The following is a 17,936-nucleotide window of genomic DNA, read 5'->3' as shown; positions in this document are numbered from 1 at the left end:
ATACTTTTTGTTTCTTAACAAGGCACTTTCATATGAATACAAATAAAATCAAAACGTCTTGTTTAATTAATAATTACAATTATGCTGAATTTCTATCAGAGGCAGTTAATAGCGCCTTAAATCAAACAGTTAAATTTGATGAAATTATTATTGTTGATGATGCATCCACAGATAATTCTGCGGAAGTAATAGCTAAGTTTGCTCAAGAAAACAATGTTAAATATATATTAAAAGAAAAAAATCAAGGACAATTATCATCCTTTAACGAAGCTTTCCTAGCTGCAACTGGGGATATTATCTTTTTTTTAGATGCTGATGATATCTATGAACCTCAATATTTAGAAACAACTCTAAACTTTTACGACAGGCGTAATGAATGTGATTTTATATTCTGTGCATATAAAAAATTTGGCTCAGTAGAAGGAACATTTCAAAATTATGAAGTAGATTTAGATTTAGGTTATTCAGTAATTAGAACTTTATGTACTGGTGAATGGATTGGATCTATAACATCAACATTATCCATTCGTAAAGAAATAATCAAAAAAATTTTACCCATTCCAGATATAGAAGATTGGCGTGTTAGGGCTGATGACTGCCTAGTATGGGGAGCTTCTTTGGTAGGAGCAAAAAAGTTTTATATATCTAAACCTTTAGTAAGGTATAGAATACATCAAACTAATCAATATCATAATAAGAAATTTTTAGATACAGATAAAAATTATGAATATAAGAGATTTTGGAAACGCAATTCCTTATTTAATTACATCATGCAAAAAAATAATCTTAGTTTGCCGTCATTATTAGCTTTTACATGTTTGAACGAAATCAAAACAATACCATGTCTAAACATTCAAGATTTTATCTCTTATTTTAAAATAATTTTTTTATTTGAGCATAATTTTTATTGGAAAATTAAAGGGGTCATTTTGTTATTCAGCTATTTATTAAAAATTTTGATTACTGGGAAGTTCAAAATCTCATAATTATTAGACTTATTGCATAAATGGTAAACAAAGGTGTGATAAGTAGTTAGTGACATGTTAAAACTGACTTTTGCAAGAGGTCTATTAATTATTATGTATGGAAAAACCTAATTAATTTAGTTATTTTTGGAAATTTAGCAAGCTAGCAAAAGTTTACGTGATGAAGATTCATAGAGAAAAAGTATTAAATGCTGAAATTACAAAGCAATGCTGAGTAAATTGAAACTTCAAAACTTATCAAAATTTAAATCTCATTCTGGGCTGCATGCAATTATCGCTAATACAGGTTGGTTGTTTGCTGACCGTATTCTACGTATGGGTGCAAGCTTAGTTATAGGGGTATGGATAGCTCGTTATTTAGGAGTACAGCAGTATGGTCTATTTAACTATGCATTAGCCTTTGTCAGCTTATTTAGTCCAATTTTTACTCTGGGTTTGGACGATGTAGTAGTTCGTCATATTATCCGTAAATCATCAAACAAAGAAGAAATTTTAGGAACGACTTTTTGGTTAAAGTTACTGGGTGGAATTGTCTCTGTATTAGTAGCAATCGGTAGTGTGTTGTTCTTAGGTGAGCGTGAAAGTCTGAAGATATTACTAGTTGCAATTTTAGCAATCACAGGAATTTTTAGGGCTGCTGATACTATCGAGCTATGGTTTCAATCACAAGTACAGTCAAAATACACTGTAATCGCTAAAAACATAGCGTTTATACTAAATAGTTTGATCAAGATAGCACTGATTTTAACAAAAGCACCATTGTTAGCTTTTGCTTGGGTGACATTAGCAGAATTTGTGATGAGTGCTATTGGTTTAATGATTGTTTACCAAGTTAAAGGGTTTTCGTTTTGGTTATGGAGGTGGAGTTCTACTGTTGCCAAAACCCTTTTAAAAGAGAGTTTACCCTTAATTTTTTCAGGGTTCGCTATCCTGATTTTTATGAGAATCGATCAAATAATGTTAGGTCAAATGATAGGAGATAAAGAGGTAGGAATTTATTCTGCTGCTGTCCGTATTTCTGAAATTTGGTATTTTATTCCGGCAGCTATTGTCTCTTCTGTTGCTCCTTCAATTTATGCAGCTAAGGAAAAATCAGAAAGTGTTTACTATCAGCGGATAGGACAATTACTTCGTCTATTGATATGTATATCTCTGGCAATTGCCTTGCCAATGACGTTCTTGTCAAACACAATAATTATAGTGATGTTTGGAAGTGGATATGCAGAAGCTGGGTCAATATTAGCGGTTCATATCTGGACTTCTTTGTTTGTGTTTATGGGTCTTGCAACATCACCTTGGTTTATTGCTGAAGGGTTGAACCATGTTTCTTTAGGTAAGACTTTAAGTGGGGCTATATTCAATATTATTCTCAACTTATTGTTGATTCCTAAATATGCAGGCTTTGGTGCTGCGATCGCAACAATAATATCTCAAGCTATTGCGGCTTTTTTATCCAATGGATTTGATAAAAGAACCCAAAAATTATTTAAGATTCAGGTGCAGTCGCTTCTGCGTTTTTATAAATATTGATATCTAGCAATCGCTTTTACTCTAACCTTTCTATATTGATAAAAGTAGTCCAATCAATTCAATATGCAAACACCAGTAACTTTTATTATTTTTAAACGTCCACAAACAACAGAAAAAGTTTTTCAGGCCATTCGCCAAGCAAAACCAAGAAACCTTTTTGTAATTGCAGATGGCCCTCGGAATGACCACGAAGGTGAGGCAGAGAAGTGTGAAGCAACAAGGGCAATTATTGAAAGAGTAGACTGGGATTGCGAAGTTATCAAGAATTATTCAGATATTAACCTAGGCTGTGCGAAACGAGTATCTAGTGGCTTAAATTGGGTCTTTAGTAATGTCGAAGAGACAATTATTTTAGAAGACGATTGTATTCCTGATATCAGCTTTTTTAGATTTTCTGAGGAATTGCTGAAAAAATATAAAAACGATACTAGAGTATCTACTATTTCTGCTCAAAATGTTCAATCTGGACGTAGACGTACAAATTATAGTTATTATTTTTCTCGTTACAGTCACTGCTGGGGTTGGGCAACTTGGAGACGTGCTTGGCAACATTACGATTTAAGCATCAAACTTTGGAAAGAAGTGCAAGCCGAAAATCTTTTACAAGACATTCTTATAGACCCGAAAGCAGTGAATTATTGGCAAAGAACATTTCAGTCTGTTTATGACAATCCTACAGGCATCACTTGGGATTACCAATGGACATTCGCTTGCTGGATGCAGGGTAGTTTAAGTATTATTCCCAATGTAAATTTAGTTTCTAATGTTGGTGTTGGTGCTGATGCAACTCATTTTACTTCTAATCAAAAATTTTCTTTCATAAATATACCAACACAAACAATGGAATTTCCTTTAAAACATCCACCTTATATTCTACGTAATGTAGAAGCAGATATTGTTACACAAAAAACAGTTTATAAAGCTACTAAACTGGATATTTTCAAGGAGGAATTAAAGAAAAAATTGAATTATACAAAGGTCAAAAAATAGGAAATTAATAAATAAATTAGATATCAATAATGAATATAAAACTACGAGAAAAAATATTAACTATCTTACTATTACTTATTTCTGTAGGGGCATTAACAATACAACCTGCACAAGAAATTTCTCTGTCTCCTATAGGAGGCGATAAGCTAGATACTTTATTCAATGCAATTTCATATTTAATCCTGTTTTTTTTCATACTTTCCTATTGGAAAGGTTTTTTATATGTTATGACTAGAAGTCCATTACAGTTTGTTTTACTAGCATTAGTGATATTTTCTCTTTTGTGGTCAGAAGACCTTAGGTCTGGTCTTACCTATGCAAAAGGCTTAATCAGAATATATTTACTTGCAATATATTTAGCAATGCGTTATTCCCTTAGGGAACAAATGAGGCTAATAGCTTGGGCACTTGGTATAGCCGCATCATTATCTATGTTATTTTCTGCATTAATGCCAGGTTATATTCACCAAGCACCTGAATTAGCAGGTATGTGGAGCGGAATTTATGGTCATAAAAATGAATTAGGATACATGATGGCTTGGAGTGCAGGAGTTTTTTTACACCTTGCTCTTAGTAGCAATCGATATCGCTGGTTGATGTGGACACTATGTGGAATATCTATAAGCTTAATTATCCTCTCACGTTCAACAACATCTTTGACGATCTTATTGACAATGTTATTACTTTTACCTTTCTACAGATTTTTTAAAAAGACTAACTATAAATTACAATTTATTATGATTAATTTAGCTTTAATGTTACTCATAAGTTTTTCAATATTACTTATGAATAATGTTGAAGCTTTAGTAGGTGCTTCTGGTAAAGACCTTACTTTTAATGGACGTTCTGACCTCTGGGAAGCAGTAATTTATAAGGTTTGGGAAAGGCCTTTGCTAGGCTATGGATATTATGGATTTTGGACTAGTCCTGCCGCATCTAATCTGAGAGCTACTTATGAATGGGCTAGTAATGCTCACAATGGCTTTTTAGAACTACTGTTGGAATTAGGATTCTTGGGTTTTTTAATTTTTGCAGCAGGTTTTATCAGGTTTTTTGTTATGGCATTGACGCGAATTGTTTCAGTGGCAAAAAAGCCAGAAGATTATTGGCCAATGCAGATGCTAATCATCATTGTCATTGTAAATTTTTCAGAAGCCAGATTGTTAACTCCCAGTTGGAATTGGTTGATGTATGTCACAACTTACCTATCTTTGACTCTTGATTATCAACGAAATCATCAAACTAAACCTGATGGATTAGCTTTGATGACAATCGCAACTAATTTTAGCAATCAAGAGGTTAATAAAAATGAAAATTTTACATCTTAGTACACATGATATTGGTGGAGGTGCAGCGAGGGCTGCGTATCGCTTGCACACAGGTTTACAGAATACAGGACTACAGTCACAAATGCTAGTCCATGAAAAATATAGTAACGATAAAACAGTAATTGCACCTGAGATTAGACTATTTCAAGGCATCGCCAAAGCAAAGTTGACATTTGAAGCTTTACCGTTAAAGCTTTATCGTCAGAAGAAAAATACTCCATTCTTCATTCAATGGTTGCCAGATAGAGTTATTCATCAAGTTACTCAGATTAATCCAGACATAATCAATTTGCATTGGATTAGCGCAGGTTTCATGCAAATAGAGACCTTCGGTAAGCTGAAGCGTCCTCTAGTTTGGACTCTCCATGATATGTGGGCATTTACTGGAGGGTGTCACGTTACTGGAGAATGCGATCGCTACAAAGTTTCTTGTGGAGCTTGTCCTCAACTCAACAGTGGTAAAGAATGGGATTTATCCCGTTGGGTATGGCAACGCAAAGAACAAGCTTGGAAAAATTTGAATTTAACTTTAGTTTCACCAAGTCACTGGTTAGCGCAGTGCGCTCGTTCTAGTCCTTTATTTGAGAATTTGCAAATCGAGGTGATTCCCCACGGGTTGGATACTCAAAAATATCGACCTATCAATCAACATTTTGCACGCGAAGCACTCAATCTACCTCAAGATAAAAAGCTGATTCTCTTTGGAGCGATAGAAGCAACAAGCGATAGAAATAAAGGGTTTCATCTGTTGCAACCAGCTCTACAAGAATTAAGCCAGTCTGGCTGGAAGGATAACTTAGAGGTGGTGATTTTCGGTGCATCTCAACCCAAAAATCCACCTTTTTTGGGCTTCAAAACACACTATTTAGGGCACTTACACGATGATATATCTCTAGCAACTGTTTACTCAGCAGCTGATTTAATGCTTGTACCGTCTCTGCAAGAGTCTTTTGGACAGACAGCTTCTGAATCACTCGCTTGTAGTACTCCAATTGTGGCTTTTAATTCTACTGGTCTAAAAGATATTGTTGACCATCAACAAAACGGTTATTTGGCTAACCCTTATGAAGTTGAGGATTTAGCTAAAGGAATTACCTGGGTACTTGAAAATGAAGAGAGGCTGCAAAAACTGTCATTCTATGCTCGTGAGAAAGCAGAAAGAGAATTTACTCTAGAACTCCAAGCTCGTCGTTATTCAGCCTTGTTTCAGGAAATATTGAAGATAACAAATAAATCTTTACATAGTATTTGATTTAATAAATACCCGCTATGACAATACCTATAGCTTTTGTAATTTGTACAGAACCTGGTCGTTTAGAAGGCCAATCTTTAATGCTTGCAGAAAGTATTCGTCAGTTCTGCGGGGAATTAAAAGACACACCTATATATAGTTTTCATCCTAGAGTAGGTGAACCGATATCAAAGCATACACAACAAGCATTTGAAGAATTGCAGGTTACTCACCAACAAGTTCCCATCAATCAGGAATTCCATGAATATTATTTAGCCAACAAACCACTAGTTTGTGCCTATGCAGAACAAAATATTGATGCAGAAATATTAGTTTTTCTAGATAGCGATAAATGCTTTTTTGCTGAACCCAAAGAATTTTTGTTGCCAGCAAATTGTAACATCCGAATACATCCTGAGTATGGTCAAGGAGTTGGTTCTACAGGTCCTCAAGACCCTCAAGAATGGTACTGGCAAAAACTATACGCAGTGCTGGGGGTCAAGCGTGAGTTATTTGTTAACACACCAATTGGTAATAAACGAATCAGAGCCTATTGGAATTCTGGTTTGGTTGCTGTCAGAAGGAGCGCAGGTATATTTACTGCCTGGAAAGAAAACTTTGAGAAGGTAATGCATACAAACATTACTCCTCCTCAAGGGATTTACTTTGTGGAACAGTCAGTCTTATCTGTAACTTTATGCTCGCTGGAAGAAAATATTTCTCATTTTGATTCTGCATATAGTTACCCATTACCTTTACACAATCGCTTATCTAAAGAATCACGACTTAAAGCTTGGGATGACATAGTGTCGATACATTATTTCAATTTGTTTTTCTATAACGATTGGAATGCACAAATTAAAAACCTAAAAAACTTTAATCGAAATTCAGATAAATATCAATGGTTATGCGATGGAGTTGTCAGACATAAGATGCCGCGCACATCAGTGATGCACCGATATATGTTGACTGTGAGAAAAATAGAACAAAAGCTCCGCGTGTTTAAGTTGAATATTCAAGTGAGTAATTGGATAGAAAAAATTGCAAACTTTTAAATGATTAATATTATCTTTTAATTGAGGAAAAGCATTTAAATGTTATTTCACGGGTTTTATATCTTTAGTACTCGACCGCTGATTGTTTCCTTTCTTGGAAGCTATCCTTTTTTGGGGGGAGCGGTTTACGAGCAAGGCAAAATTACATATCGACCTCTACCTAAATGGTTTCGTCCTAAACACGTTTTAGAACATATCCCTGGGTGGTGTGGAACACCTAAGCAAATGTTGTTAAGAAAGATAAAGGCAACCTTACATGGCGTTGAGGGAAGAACGCATCACTTAATGGTAAATGCGTCAGATGAAGAAGAATTGCGAAAACGTTTTTTAATTCGCGGAGCGCACTTCAACCAAAATTTTTATATTAATGAATACTTGTATCAAGTTATCGATCAACCAAAGCTTTATGATGCAATATACACAGCACAACTCAATCAATCCAAGCGTCTTTGGCTGGCAAAAAACATAGAAAAATTGATGGTTGTATCTTATGGTGGTGACTTACATGAATTCTGTCCAGAATTGAAACACGCAGATTTCAACAAAGAGTTTATTGCACGTACAGAGTTAGCAAAGAAGTATAACCAGTCCTATGTCGGTTTGATTCTTTCAGCAGTCGAAGGAGCAAATCTAGCATCAAGCGAGTACCTACTGTGCGGAATTCCTGTTGTGAGTACTCCAAGTAAGGGTGGACGAGATGAATTCTTTACTCCTGAGAATTCTATTATTGTCCCTTCAGAAGCTGAGAAAGTCGCTGAAGCTGTGCAAACTTTAAAACAGTTAGCACCTGACCAAAAATATATTCGAGAACAAACGCTGAAAAAAATGAATCATTGGAGATTAGCTTATTGCACTTATATAGCTAATCTTATTGAACAAGAAGGTGGTAGAAAAATACAACCAGATGCAATGAGGGAAAAATACTTTGCTGCGCCTCATGGTATCCAATCTCGATATATCAAATTAGAAGACTTGCATAAATTTAATTGGAAAGATTTTCAGGAGCTTTTTTCTATATAAAAAAGTAAATAAAACTTTAATTTATGTTTAAACCAATTAGATTAATATAATAAAAGATATTCTATGAAGCAACCACAGTTAGCAGTAATAATGACTTGTTTTAACAGGCGTGAAACAACTCTAAATTGTCTGCACTCATTATATCAACAAACAAAGTCTTTTGATGTTTACTTAACCGATGATGGAAGTTCTGACGGTACTTCAAAGGCAGTGAAAGTTTTTTATCCACAAGTCCAGATTCTTCAAGGCAATGGAAATCTATTCTGGGTAGGAGGTATGAGACTAGCGTTTGCTGAAGCAATGCAAAAAGATTATGACTATTATCTCTGGTTGAATGACGACACAATACTAGAATCAAATACCTTGGAACGCCTATTGACGATTCATCAGAAATTATTAGAATCTGGTCGAGAAAATTCAATATTAGTTGGTACGACTCAAGATTTAATAACAAGAGAAGCTTCATACGGCGGCGCAATGAAATCTCGCAAATGGTACTCTAATAAATATGAATTTTTAGGCTCAACTGAGGTTATTCAAGAATGTGACACGATGTTTGGCAACTGCGTGCTAGTTCCTCGTGCGGTTGTAAAAAAAGTAGGGAATCTTGATGCAGCATTTATCCACAGTTTAGGAGACCTAGATTATGGTTTGAGAGCAAGAAAGAATGGTTGCTCGATATGGGTTGTACCTGGATATGTCGGAACCTGTAGTAAAAACTCAATCCGCAACAGTTGGGTAGATACAAAATTATCTGTTTTAGAACGCTTAAAAAAAGTAATTCAAGTCAAAGCATTTCCGCTCAAACCTTGGACTGCATTCTGTCGTCGGCACTCTGGGTTGTTCTGGGTAATTTATTGGTTTTTACCTTATTTACGAGCCATTATTGGTTACAAAAACTTGGCTGCATCTCCCACATTTGCAGAAAAAATTCCACAAAGTAGTTCGCAACCTTAAGGAGTCCAAAATGCAGCGACGGCTTGGTTTTTTAGTGGCAGCACCTCGGATTTCAACACATCCTGATGCAGAGATGTCTGGACCCCGTTCCCGAGTTTTAGGAATCCTAAAGGGCTTTAAAACACTTGAATGGAAAATCGAAACATTTATTGTAGGAGATAAAGTTTCAAAAAAATGGTCGGCGAATGGTTCTGGTGAATTAATCAGCAAAGGATTTTTCTACACGTTAGCAGTAGATTTTATGCGTCTCGGACTTGGTGTCATTAACTCTTGGAGAAGCTACCAAGAACTTAAAAATCAAGTTGATTGGGTGTATGAGTACGCTGCGACTTTGCAATGTCTGGGCTGGATATTCCAACGTCAGGGAACACCTTGGATTTTACAAGCTGAAGCATTACTTTTTTATGAAGCAAAAGCAGAACGAAAAGCATTGATCCTAGATAGATTAGCTCAATGGATGGAAATCAGAGCATATCAAAAATGCGATGTTTTAGCCTGTGTAAGTGAAACTTTAAAAGAAATTTTAGTACGGGATTTTGGTATTTCAAGTGAAAAAATTGTCTTGATACCAAACGGAGTTGATATTGACTTTATTAATCCTGAACTACATGTACCAAAGCGAATATTTTCAAGTTTTATTATAGGTTTTATAGGTAGTTTATATGCTTGGTCGGGTTTAGATTTATTACTAGAAACAATATCTGAATTACGAGCAGAAGGCTTAGATATTTCGCTGGTAGTAGTAGGCGATGGTGCAATGAAATCTGCTTGGGAAAAGCAGAGTCAAGAATTAGACATTTCGCCTTATGTAGCTTTTATAGGTCGAGTTTCTTGGCAAGAAGTACCCCAGTATATCGCTGGATTTGATGTTGGTTACTCTGGACAAGTTCAACTACAAATGGGAAAAATGTATCTGTCACCTATGAAACTTTATGAATATATGGCAATGGCTAAACCAGTTATAGCATCAGCTTTTGAAGATGCTAAGCGGTTGATTTGCGATCGCAAAACAGGTTTCCTATTTAAACCAGGTGATAAAGATGATTTAAAACGTACCTTATTGGAAGCTTATCAGAAAAGAGAAGCACTACCAGAAATGGGACAATTTGCTCGCATTGAGATAGTAAATCATCACAGTTGGGCTGCTAGAGTACAGAACTTAGTTGAAGATGCCGAACAAATATTGAAAAAACAGCGATGCCTTCGGCAACGTCTTCGACGAACGCATCCTCAGTAGTATTAAGCGTTTACTCATAAAATCTAATACTAAAAACATTTATGATACGGACTTCATCTTACAAACTTCTTGGTGTTCAAGTGGATGCACTCTCTATCCCCGAGTTGAATTTGTTGATTGAAGAATCTATTGAACAAAATCAGAAATGGATTATTGCTAATCACAACTTGCATAGTCTTTATCTATTCCATAACGATCCAAAAATGCAAGCTTTTTATGCCAAGGCAGAATATATCCATATTGATGGTATGCCTCTAGTGCTTATTGGAAAGCTGTTAGGTTTTCCCATTAAAAGAGAACAAAGAGTAACCTATGCTGACTGGGTATGGCCTCTGATGGCGGAAGTAGCTAATAAAGGCTGGCGTGTATTCTATCTAGGTTCAAAGCCAAGAGTTGTTGAACAAGGAGCAAGTATTTTGCGCCAGAAGTTTCCTGGTTTACAGATTGCTTGCGCGCATGGCTACTTTGACATGAGTCAAGATAGTCAAGAAAATCTTGCTACTCTAGCTGCCATTAATGCTTACAAACCTCATGTATTAATGGTAGGTATGGGTATGCCACGTCAAGAACATTGGATTTCCAAAAATCTTGAACGTATTCATACCAACGCTATTTTGACTAGTGGAGCCTGCATCGACTATGTAGCAGGAGCAATACCCACTCCTCCTCGCTGGATGGGAAAACTGGGGTTGGAATGGTTGTATCGGTTGTTTAGTGAACCAAGAAGACTTTGGAGGCGTTACTTACTTGAGCCTTGGTTTGTATGCACCTTATTGTTACGAGAAATTTGGAGTTCGTCAGAGCAAATAAAGTAAAGTATTGCTATTTGTAAAGCTGAATTATTAGTTAGGCAGTACTTTTATTGAATTCTGATACTCGTAAATATTGTTTCTTAAAGTCACATCAAAATAGATAAGTTTTTTGATTTAGCAAAAAGTTTAATTTTGTGTCAAAAATAGTTTTTAAAGCTTTCTATTAACTTGGATGTGAATATAGTTTGCGTAGCTCAAAACATTACATCTGGTATTTTTTGGTAATCAATTTTATTAAAATCATCTGTTATACCAATTCACTAAAATTATGAAACAGATGTAAACCCTGAAAGCCTTGCTGCATCTAAGTTTTTTAATTGCAAATTGCGAATTGCGAATTGTGAATTGGTATTAGCTCCAGATTTTATTATTAACATTAGGAGGTCTTCTAATTATGGTTTCCAGCAATATTTCGATAGAGAGTTTAAAACCTGACTTACGTTCTGCTAAAAGTGTAAGGATACAGAGAGGATTATTTATCAGACTAATGCGTGTAGTAATACTTATGTTTCTAGACGCAATATTTATAAGCTTTGCATGGAAGTTAGCAGTTTTATATGGTACATCGTTTAAGTTTTTGTCGCTACAAAATTTATCGTTTATGCTGCTAAATATGAGCTTGACAATTGCTATATTTTACACAACAAGCCTTTATAAAGCAGGTATTTATCGTCGGAACTACTTAGGTATCATTAAAGCAATTTCTTTGTCATCTCTACTTTTATTATTTATAGACTTTCTCTATAAACAAAATAGCTATTTTTCATATTCCACTTTTCTTCTATATTGGTTGTTGTCTGTAGTCTTCGTCTGTGCTTTTCGTTCTTTATTTAATTTTTTCACTAACTTTGTACGTCACAAAGGTGCAATACGTCATCGAATTTTTATCATTGCTGACGAGCAAGAAAAAGAACCTTATTATATCAGATTGCTTGAAAGGCAAAATTACTTTGCAATTCAAGGTTATGCGAACTCTAAATGTCTAGATTTGGCTAACAGAGAAACAACTTTTGAATATCTTCGCAGTCAAAACATAGATGAAGTTTTTGTTTCTTGGGATACCATCAAAAATCGTTTGTTCCTTTGCTGGTATTTCTATAATGCTGGCATTACCCTTCGGATGCTGCCAACAATGAGTGAATTTTCTCTTCCTAAATCTACTTTTGACATGATTGGAGAAGTTTTTTATCCAACCATTCCTGCGCCAATAATTGTTGGTAGTGATTTTTGGATGAAGCGATTTTTTGATCTTTGTTTTTCCAGTATTTTAATTTTCCTGCTTTTCCCTGTATATTTGTTGATTGCTCTGATAATTAAGTTAGATTCTCCAGGCCCGATATTTTTCAGACAAAAACGTATTGGGTTACATGGTAAAGAATTTCAGATTTGGAAATTCCGGACAATGGTTACAAATGCCGAAAAAATTCAAGCCTCTTTAGAAGCAAAAAATGAAATGAAAGATGGTGTTTTTTTTAAAATGAAAGATGACCCTCGCATTACAAGAGTTGGCAAATTCTTGCGCCTTTACAGTTTGGATGAATTGCCGCAACTGTTTAATGTTTTCGTTGGAGAAATGAGTCTTGTCGGCCCTCGACCTTTACCTATCCGCGATGTCAAGAAGTTTAAAACAAATCATTTTATTCGCCAAGAAGTTCTGCCTGGTATAACTGGCTTGTGGCAGGTTTCCGGACGTTCAAATATTGATAATTTTCAAGACGCATTCAAATTAGATATGGATTACATTGAAAATTGGTCGATATGGCTCGATTTAAAAATTTTGTTGCAAACTTTTAAGGTTGTTTTGCAAAAGACAGGTGCCCATTAATTACAGTCTACTCCAAACCAAAAAGGTTACGCAAATCATGCTACAATTAGCAGTTTGGTTTGAGCGACATTATTAAACTATAAAAATGACTTGAGTGAAGTCATCTACGTGCTGCTTCCCCTAAATTGCTGAACTTGGTGTCAACAGTGTAACTTAGCACTATCCAATCGCTATTGAAAATGTCTTGATGGGTTTATCTGATATTACACCTGTCTTAGTGATTCAAAATGGATTTTATTACTATTAATAGGCTACTGTTCAGGAGATTAGAACTGCGATCGCAGTTTTAATCTCCTGGTACTCTGCAATATAACCCTGAAAATACGAGTATTCAAACCAACCTTTAAAAAGTCACAATTAGCGTCATTTTCTACATCATGAAGGAGGTGCTTGCTGTAAAGCCTGAGCAATGGCATTGCGGGCAAGTTTAGGTTGCAGCTTCTCATCGAAGGGAAGCGGACGCAGAAACTTCTGGAACTCTGGATTATCCTTGTATTTTTGTGGCATCCATTGAGGATAACGTATCCAGGTGTGACGATCGGTAATCCCCCATGTAATCACGGTATCAACTCCACCTGCAAAGCACAGCTCAAGAAATCGCTTGTAACCATCCGCTATCATTTGATCGAGCTTTTCGATACTATCAGGAAATGGCGTATCAATAATAACATCTAATTCAGTGATTACTGGTTTAACTTCCAAGTCTTTTAGCCGTTTTAAGACGCTACTAAATCCTTTCTCGTCAAAAGGATAATTCTTAGAAAACCATAAATGCGATTGCAGACCTGCCCAGTCAAGTTTAACTCCATTATTTTTCAGGTATTCCACCATTTTTAAATAATGGTCTGACTTCCATGTAGCGCCTTCAATACCAAAATCATTGAGACAAAATTTTTTATTTCTATCAACTTCAGCCGCAATTACAAACAAATCTCGAATCAATTCTGGTTTTACTCCTCTACGCAAACCATAGCGGTTGTCAGTTCCATCCGGAGTATCAGCGATAATTTCATTGGCAATATCCCAAGATTTTAAAACCGGACTCTTGCGATAATGCCCCATAACACCAGTAACATGGCGTTCGAGCATTTTAAGAGTAGGGGGGTAAGGAACCCAGTCTGGTTTTGACAAGTGCCAAAAAAGAGTATGACCATGCATTGTCATATTATGCTTTTGGCAGAAATTGGCGATCGCATCTGCTAATTCAAACGTAAAATATCCTGGCTCTGGTTCAGTGCCGCTCCATTTTAATTCACCATTCGGTGTTGCGATCGAACATTCGCGGGCAATTAATTTAGCGTAATCCGGCTCTTTTTGCAAAGCGTCACTAGAAATTGCTGTCCCATAGCGCTTTCCTTTTGCGGCAGCTAATTGCCGAAGGGGAGAATTCACACTTGCACTTATATAATTTGCCATAGCAGCATTCATGCTATGCTTATCTTTTTGTAAAAACCCCATCGTCAATAAAGTAGAAAGGGTTGTATATCCTGCTCTTTTTAAGAATTTTCTACGATAATTTTTCATTGTGACTGCTTTATAACTAAAATTTATCTTTCATTCCCCGTATACGGGCAAATGTTTGCACTGGCTCGCTACTCTTGGCAGATGATTGTAATGATGGTTGCTCCCAGCGTAAAAAGGGATTGGTGCGCTTCTCGATACCCAGCAAGGAGGGAACGGTGGCTTCTCCTCGGCTACGGTAAACTTTCACTTCATCAAAGCGTTTTTGTAAGTCGGTATTTTCACTATCTACAGTGAGGGCAAATTGCAAATTTTTTAAGGTATATTCGTGGGCGCACCAGACATGGGTATCATCTGGTAGAGAGCGCAGTTTATTTAGGGAACTTACCATTTGAGTAGGTGTACCTTCAAACAGGCGACCGCAACCACCAGCAAACAGGGTATCGCCACAGAATAATTCGCCTGGTTCGCCGAATATGGCGGGAGGAAAGTAGTAAGCGATGTGAGCGCGGGTATGTCCAGGTACGAAAATAACATCACCTGTGCGATCGCCAAATTCAACGCGATCGCCTTGTTGCAAAAACACCTGCTGTCCGGGAATTCTCCCACGATCCTCGGCTCCACCGTAAACTATCACTTTCGGGAAGTGTTGTATTAACTCCTTGTTGCCACCTACATGGTCATTGTGGTGGTGGGTATTAAAAATTGCAACTAACTCTGCTTTTAATTGTGCAAGTTTCTTTAATACTGGTTCAGCCTCGGCTGGATCGACAACAGCGGCAATATTGTGTTTGCTATCGTGCAGCAAGAATATGTAATTGTCTGAGAGTGCCTCAAGACGGATTATCCGCATTTTCTTTGCCTCCCTTACAAGTTGTTTGGTATTTATTTGCATCCTCTACTCTGGTAAGTAACCGGATTACTTACATCAAGTTATGTCAAATATTGATATTTCGTCTATTATAACTGTCAAAAAGCATTAGCCATGATAATATACAACCGTACTTGTACTTAAAATACACTAAAACTTGCTAAAAACAATCTTGATTTATCAGTAAAATTTCTCTGGGAAGTCAAGGAAATCCGAAGTTAAATTTATTGTGTTATTTTTTAATTAAAAAAATAGCTAAATTCAGCATTATAACGAGTTAATAAATTGTTCTTAACGGCTCTTTTTAATTATTAAAAATCAACAAATATAGACATAATTATTTGCATATTTCAGTAAAAATAATGAGCGATAGTACTTATATCTATATTAGCGTCCATAGTGAGTTAGAAAATGAAATTAAACGTATTATAGATAAAATTCTCTCATTGTTATAATTTCAAACAAGAGAAACATCATTTTCATTATTTATCTTGTATCTAGAGTTTTTAGGAATAAGAGAATTAAACTAGAAAATATTATAAAAATAGTTTATGACAGCACAAACCAGAGGATTTATTACGATTTTGACAGGACTTTACTCTTTTCAAGATTGTATCCATTTTTTAGCAGCGATCAGGAAATTTCATCAGGAACCGATTATTATTTTAATTGACCACGTTCCCAAAATCCTCTATCCTTTTCTCAAAGTATTTAAAAATGTAATTTTAAAACCTGCACCAGCCGATCAAAATACTGTCTTAGCATCGCGACAGGCTAAACTAGCTCTATATGCGGCTTCTGAATTTGATAAAACGATATACTTAGATTCTGATATTTGCTTATTATCCAATATTAATGATGTATTTGAATATTTGGAAGACTATGATTTTTTATTAACTGAAGATGTGCAACCTAGTATTCCTAAAGCGACAAATTTATTACGGGGAAAGCAACAGGATATGTTGTCAGATGTGTTGCCAATTCTGCAATCTGTAGGTTTGCCACTGCGGGAAGATAGCGTGCAGTATAACGGCGGTTTTATGGCTTTTCGTAAAACAGAAATAACCAAGATATTTTTTGACGAATTCAAACATTATTTTGAGATTGTCAAAAATAATCAAGATAAATTACTTTTAAAAGATCAAGGGGCTTTTGCTTCTGCGATCGCTTCGGTAAAACCAAAGATGAAAATACTATCACCCGCTTACAATTATCTCAGTAAGTGGAAGGATACTTACAAGATTACCGAAGAAATTAAAGTGTTACATTGTACTTATCCTTACAGACCTCAGTACGCCAAAAATATTACTCGTTCCTTGTACACAAGAATATTTGACAAATTTGCTAAAGTATTTTTACCTAATCAAGTAACAAATCCCTGGCGCACGAAATGATTTATAAGTAGGAAACTGGCGATCATGAAAGAGAAAGTTAAGGTATCGCTACTCGTCTGGAATTTATCTACCAATGATGGTTTCATTCGTGCATCTTTGTTACAAACAGCCCTGAATCAGTTGGGTTATGAAGTAGAAATACTGGGTTTTCTATTTGGCAAAGAATTGTATAAAGCGATTCCTCCTGAAACGAAAATACATACTGTAGAAGGCGCAAATTATCCAAATTTTATTCAGTCTATTAGAAAAATTTTAAAAGCTATTGATGGAGATATTATCTATGCAATTAAACCTCAACCAGCTAGTTTTGGTGTAGCGCTTCTCAAGAAACTCTACAGCAAAAAACCAGTAATTCTAGATATAGACGACTGGGAACTTAGTTGGCATGGTGGGGATAAATGGCATTATCGTCCTCAACTCAAACAACTAGCTAAAGATTTACTAAAAAAAGATGGCGCGCTGAGATTACCTCATCATCCGTTGTATTTGAAATTAATGGAAAATTTGGTGAGTCAAGCTGATGCAGTGACGGTGCATACTAGCTTTTTGCAGCAGCGTTTTGGCGGTATATCTGTTCCTAATGGCAAGGATACTTGTTTATTCGATCCTGCTCGATATAATCCTGAAGAAAGTAGAAGTCGCTATGGTTTATCAGAATATCGAGTTTTGATGTTTCCCGGTGCGCCAAGACCTTATAAAGGTTTAGAAGATGTTCTGATTGCACTAGATAAAATTAATCAGCCAGACTTAAAACTGGTGATTGTTGGTGGCAGTCCCTATGATAATTATGACGAGCAACTTCAACAACAGTGGGGACGCTGGATTATTAAACTTCCTAATTATCCATCTGATGTCATGCCTGATGTAGTCGCTGCGGCTCATATTATTGTTGTTCCACAGCGAGATACCCCTGAAACTCGCGCTCAATTTCCTCTCAAGTTGACAGATGGAATGGCAATGGCTAAACCTGTATTATCGACGCGTGTAGGAGATATTCCTGAAATTTTAGGTGACACTGGTTATTTAGTTGAACCTGCTTGTCCAGAACAAATTGCCGAGCAAATTCAATTAATATTTCAGAATTTGGATTTAGCAAATGTAAGAGGTATTAAAGCAAGGCAAAGATGTATCGAAAAATATAGTATAGAGGCGATGGCTTCTACTCTCAACTCGGTAATTACTCGGTTGTAAGCTATTTGTTTTGATGATAGCAACTAGGGAATTAAAATAACAGAAAAC

Annotated in this window: 15 protein-coding genes; 13 read left to right on the top strand and 2 right to left on the bottom strand. The window is 35.9% G+C overall.

Annotated elements, in window-relative coordinates; translation table 11 throughout:
- The first annotated feature begins 32 nt into the window (after window positions 1-32).
- From RMY31_RS21135 to RMY31_RS21085, 11 genes are all read left to right on the top strand, one after another.
- On the top strand, window positions 33-986 hold the full coding sequence (locus RMY31_RS21135; protein ID WP_322660259.1) for a glycosyltransferase family 2 protein: 954 nt from the start codon (window positions 33-35) through the stop codon (window positions 984-986).
- 207 nt (window positions 987-1,193) lie between these two features.
- Window positions 1,194-2,516 (top strand): flippase, encoded by a 1,323-nt coding sequence (locus tag RMY31_RS21130; protein ID WP_322660261.1) that lies wholly within the window; start codon window positions 1,194-1,196, stop codon window positions 2,514-2,516.
- A 63-nt stretch (window positions 2,517-2,579) separates the two neighbouring features.
- Window positions 2,580-3,506 carry a glycosyltransferase family 2 protein gene (locus RMY31_RS21125; RefSeq protein ID WP_322660263.1) on the top strand — a complete coding sequence of 309 codons (927 nt, stop codon included), beginning with the start codon at window positions 2,580-2,582 and terminating at the stop codon, window positions 3,504-3,506.
- 29 nt (window positions 3,507-3,535) lie between these two features.
- A complete protein-coding gene (locus RMY31_RS21120) occupies window positions 3,536-4,834 on the top strand; it encodes an O-antigen ligase (protein ID WP_322660265.1) in 1,299 nt (432 codons plus the stop codon).
- Entirely contained in the window at window positions 4,815-6,086 is a 1,272-nt protein-coding gene (locus RMY31_RS21115) for a glycosyltransferase family 4 protein (protein WP_322660266.1), read from the top strand. The genes RMY31_RS21120 and RMY31_RS21115 overlap by 20 nt, the downstream gene beginning before the upstream one ends.
- A gap of 17 nt (window positions 6,087-6,103) precedes the next feature.
- On the top strand, window positions 6,104-7,120 hold the full coding sequence (locus RMY31_RS21110; RefSeq protein WP_322660268.1) for a hypothetical protein: 1,017 nt from the start codon (window positions 6,104-6,106) through the stop codon (window positions 7,118-7,120).
- 39 nt (window positions 7,121-7,159) lie between these two features.
- The gene (locus tag RMY31_RS21105) at window positions 7,160-8,140 is read left to right on the top strand and encodes a glycosyltransferase (RefSeq protein ID WP_322660270.1); all 981 of its coding nucleotides are present in this window, start codon (window positions 7,160-7,162) and stop codon (window positions 8,138-8,140) included.
- 63 nt (window positions 8,141-8,203) lie between these two features.
- Window positions 8,204-9,097 (top strand): glycosyltransferase family 2 protein, encoded by an 894-nt coding sequence (locus RMY31_RS21100; RefSeq protein WP_322660272.1) that lies wholly within the window; start codon window positions 8,204-8,206, stop codon window positions 9,095-9,097.
- Window positions 9,098-9,107: 10 nt separating this feature from the next.
- Window positions 9,108-10,334: a glycosyltransferase family 4 protein gene (locus RMY31_RS21095; protein ID WP_322660274.1), complete on the top strand. Its 1,227-nt coding sequence runs from the start codon at window positions 9,108-9,110 to the stop codon at window positions 10,332-10,334.
- Window positions 10,335-10,375: 41 nt separating this feature from the next.
- Complete coding sequence (locus RMY31_RS21090) at window positions 10,376-11,149, top strand: WecB/TagA/CpsF family glycosyltransferase (protein WP_322660277.1); 774 nt, start codon at window positions 10,376-10,378, stop codon at window positions 11,147-11,149.
- A 391-nt stretch (window positions 11,150-11,540) separates the two neighbouring features.
- A complete protein-coding gene (locus RMY31_RS21085) occupies window positions 11,541-12,971 on the top strand; it encodes a sugar transferase (RefSeq protein WP_322660279.1) in 1,431 nt (476 codons plus the stop codon).
- Between the two features lie 375 nt (window positions 12,972-13,346).
- Here RMY31_RS21085 and RMY31_RS21080 read toward each other — a convergent pair whose 3' ends face one another.
- Window positions 13,347-14,495, bottom strand: coding sequence for an endo-1,4-beta-xylanase (locus tag RMY31_RS21080; RefSeq protein WP_322660282.1), 1,149 nt, complete (start codon window positions 14,493-14,495; stop codon window positions 13,347-13,349).
- A 16-nt stretch (window positions 14,496-14,511) separates the two neighbouring features.
- Complete coding sequence (gene gloB / locus RMY31_RS21075; RefSeq protein ID WP_322660284.1) at window positions 14,512-15,285, bottom strand: hydroxyacylglutathione hydrolase; 774 nt, start codon at window positions 15,283-15,285, stop codon at window positions 14,512-14,514.
- A 569-nt stretch (window positions 15,286-15,854) separates the two neighbouring features.
- On the opposite strand from gloB, the gene RMY31_RS21070 reads away from it, so the two are divergent.
- Together RMY31_RS21070 and RMY31_RS21065 are read left to right on the top strand one after the other, a co-directional pair.
- Window positions 15,855-16,697 (top strand): putative nucleotide-diphospho-sugar transferase, encoded by an 843-nt coding sequence (locus RMY31_RS21070; RefSeq protein WP_322660286.1) that lies wholly within the window; start codon window positions 15,855-15,857, stop codon window positions 16,695-16,697.
- 24 nt (window positions 16,698-16,721) lie between these two features.
- Window positions 16,722-17,888, top strand: coding sequence for a glycosyltransferase family 4 protein (locus RMY31_RS21065; RefSeq protein WP_322660288.1), 1,167 nt, complete (start codon window positions 16,722-16,724; stop codon window positions 17,886-17,888).
- The last annotated feature ends 48 nt before the right edge of the window (window positions 17,889-17,936 follow it).

This window comes from Dendronalium sp. ChiSLP03b (assembly GCF_034531165.2).
Taxonomy (GTDB): Bacteria; Cyanobacteriota; Cyanobacteriia; order Cyanobacteriales; family Nostocaceae; genus Dendronalium; species Dendronalium minutum.
Note: the sequence above shows the minus strand (reverse complement) of the source record. Positions and strands in the feature narration are given on the sequence as shown.

What these genes read in the sequence shown, in the direction of transcription:
- RMY31_RS21135 (WP_322660259.1), top strand. Translation starts at nt 33, where the DNA reads ATGAATACAAATAAAATCAAAACGTCTTGTTTAATTAATAATTACAAT.
- RMY31_RS21130 (WP_322660261.1), top strand. Translation starts at nt 1,194, where the DNA reads ATGCTGAGTAAATTGAAACTTCAAAACTTATCAAAATTTAAATCTCAT.
- RMY31_RS21125 (WP_322660263.1), top strand. Translation starts at nt 2,580, where the DNA reads ATGCAAACACCAGTAACTTTTATTATTTTTAAACGTCCACAAACAACA.
- RMY31_RS21120 (WP_322660265.1), top strand. Translation starts at nt 3,536, where the DNA reads ATGAATATAAAACTACGAGAAAAAATATTAACTATCTTACTATTACTT.
- RMY31_RS21115 (WP_322660266.1), top strand. Translation starts at nt 4,815, where the DNA reads ATGAAAATTTTACATCTTAGTACACATGATATTGGTGGAGGTGCAGCG.
- RMY31_RS21110 (WP_322660268.1), top strand. Translation starts at nt 6,104, where the DNA reads ATGACAATACCTATAGCTTTTGTAATTTGTACAGAACCTGGTCGTTTA.
- RMY31_RS21105 (WP_322660270.1), top strand. Translation starts at nt 7,160, where the DNA reads ATGTTATTTCACGGGTTTTATATCTTTAGTACTCGACCGCTGATTGTT.
- RMY31_RS21100 (WP_322660272.1), top strand. Translation starts at nt 8,204, where the DNA reads ATGAAGCAACCACAGTTAGCAGTAATAATGACTTGTTTTAACAGGCGT.
- RMY31_RS21095 (WP_322660274.1), top strand. Translation starts at nt 9,108, where the DNA reads ATGCAGCGACGGCTTGGTTTTTTAGTGGCAGCACCTCGGATTTCAACA.
- RMY31_RS21090 (WP_322660277.1), top strand. Translation starts at nt 10,376, where the DNA reads ATGATACGGACTTCATCTTACAAACTTCTTGGTGTTCAAGTGGATGCA.
- RMY31_RS21085 (WP_322660279.1), top strand. Translation starts at nt 11,541, where the DNA reads ATGGTTTCCAGCAATATTTCGATAGAGAGTTTAAAACCTGACTTACGT.
- RMY31_RS21080 (WP_322660282.1), bottom strand. Translation starts at nt 14,495, where the DNA reads ATGAAAAATTATCGTAGAAAATTCTTAAAAAGAGCAGGATATACAACC.
- gloB (WP_322660284.1), bottom strand. Translation starts at nt 15,285, where the DNA reads ATGCGGATAATCCGTCTTGAGGCACTCTCAGACAATTACATATTCTTG.
- RMY31_RS21070 (WP_322660286.1), top strand. Translation starts at nt 15,855, where the DNA reads ATGACAGCACAAACCAGAGGATTTATTACGATTTTGACAGGACTTTAC.
- RMY31_RS21065 (WP_322660288.1), top strand. Translation starts at nt 16,722, where the DNA reads ATGAAAGAGAAAGTTAAGGTATCGCTACTCGTCTGGAATTTATCTACC.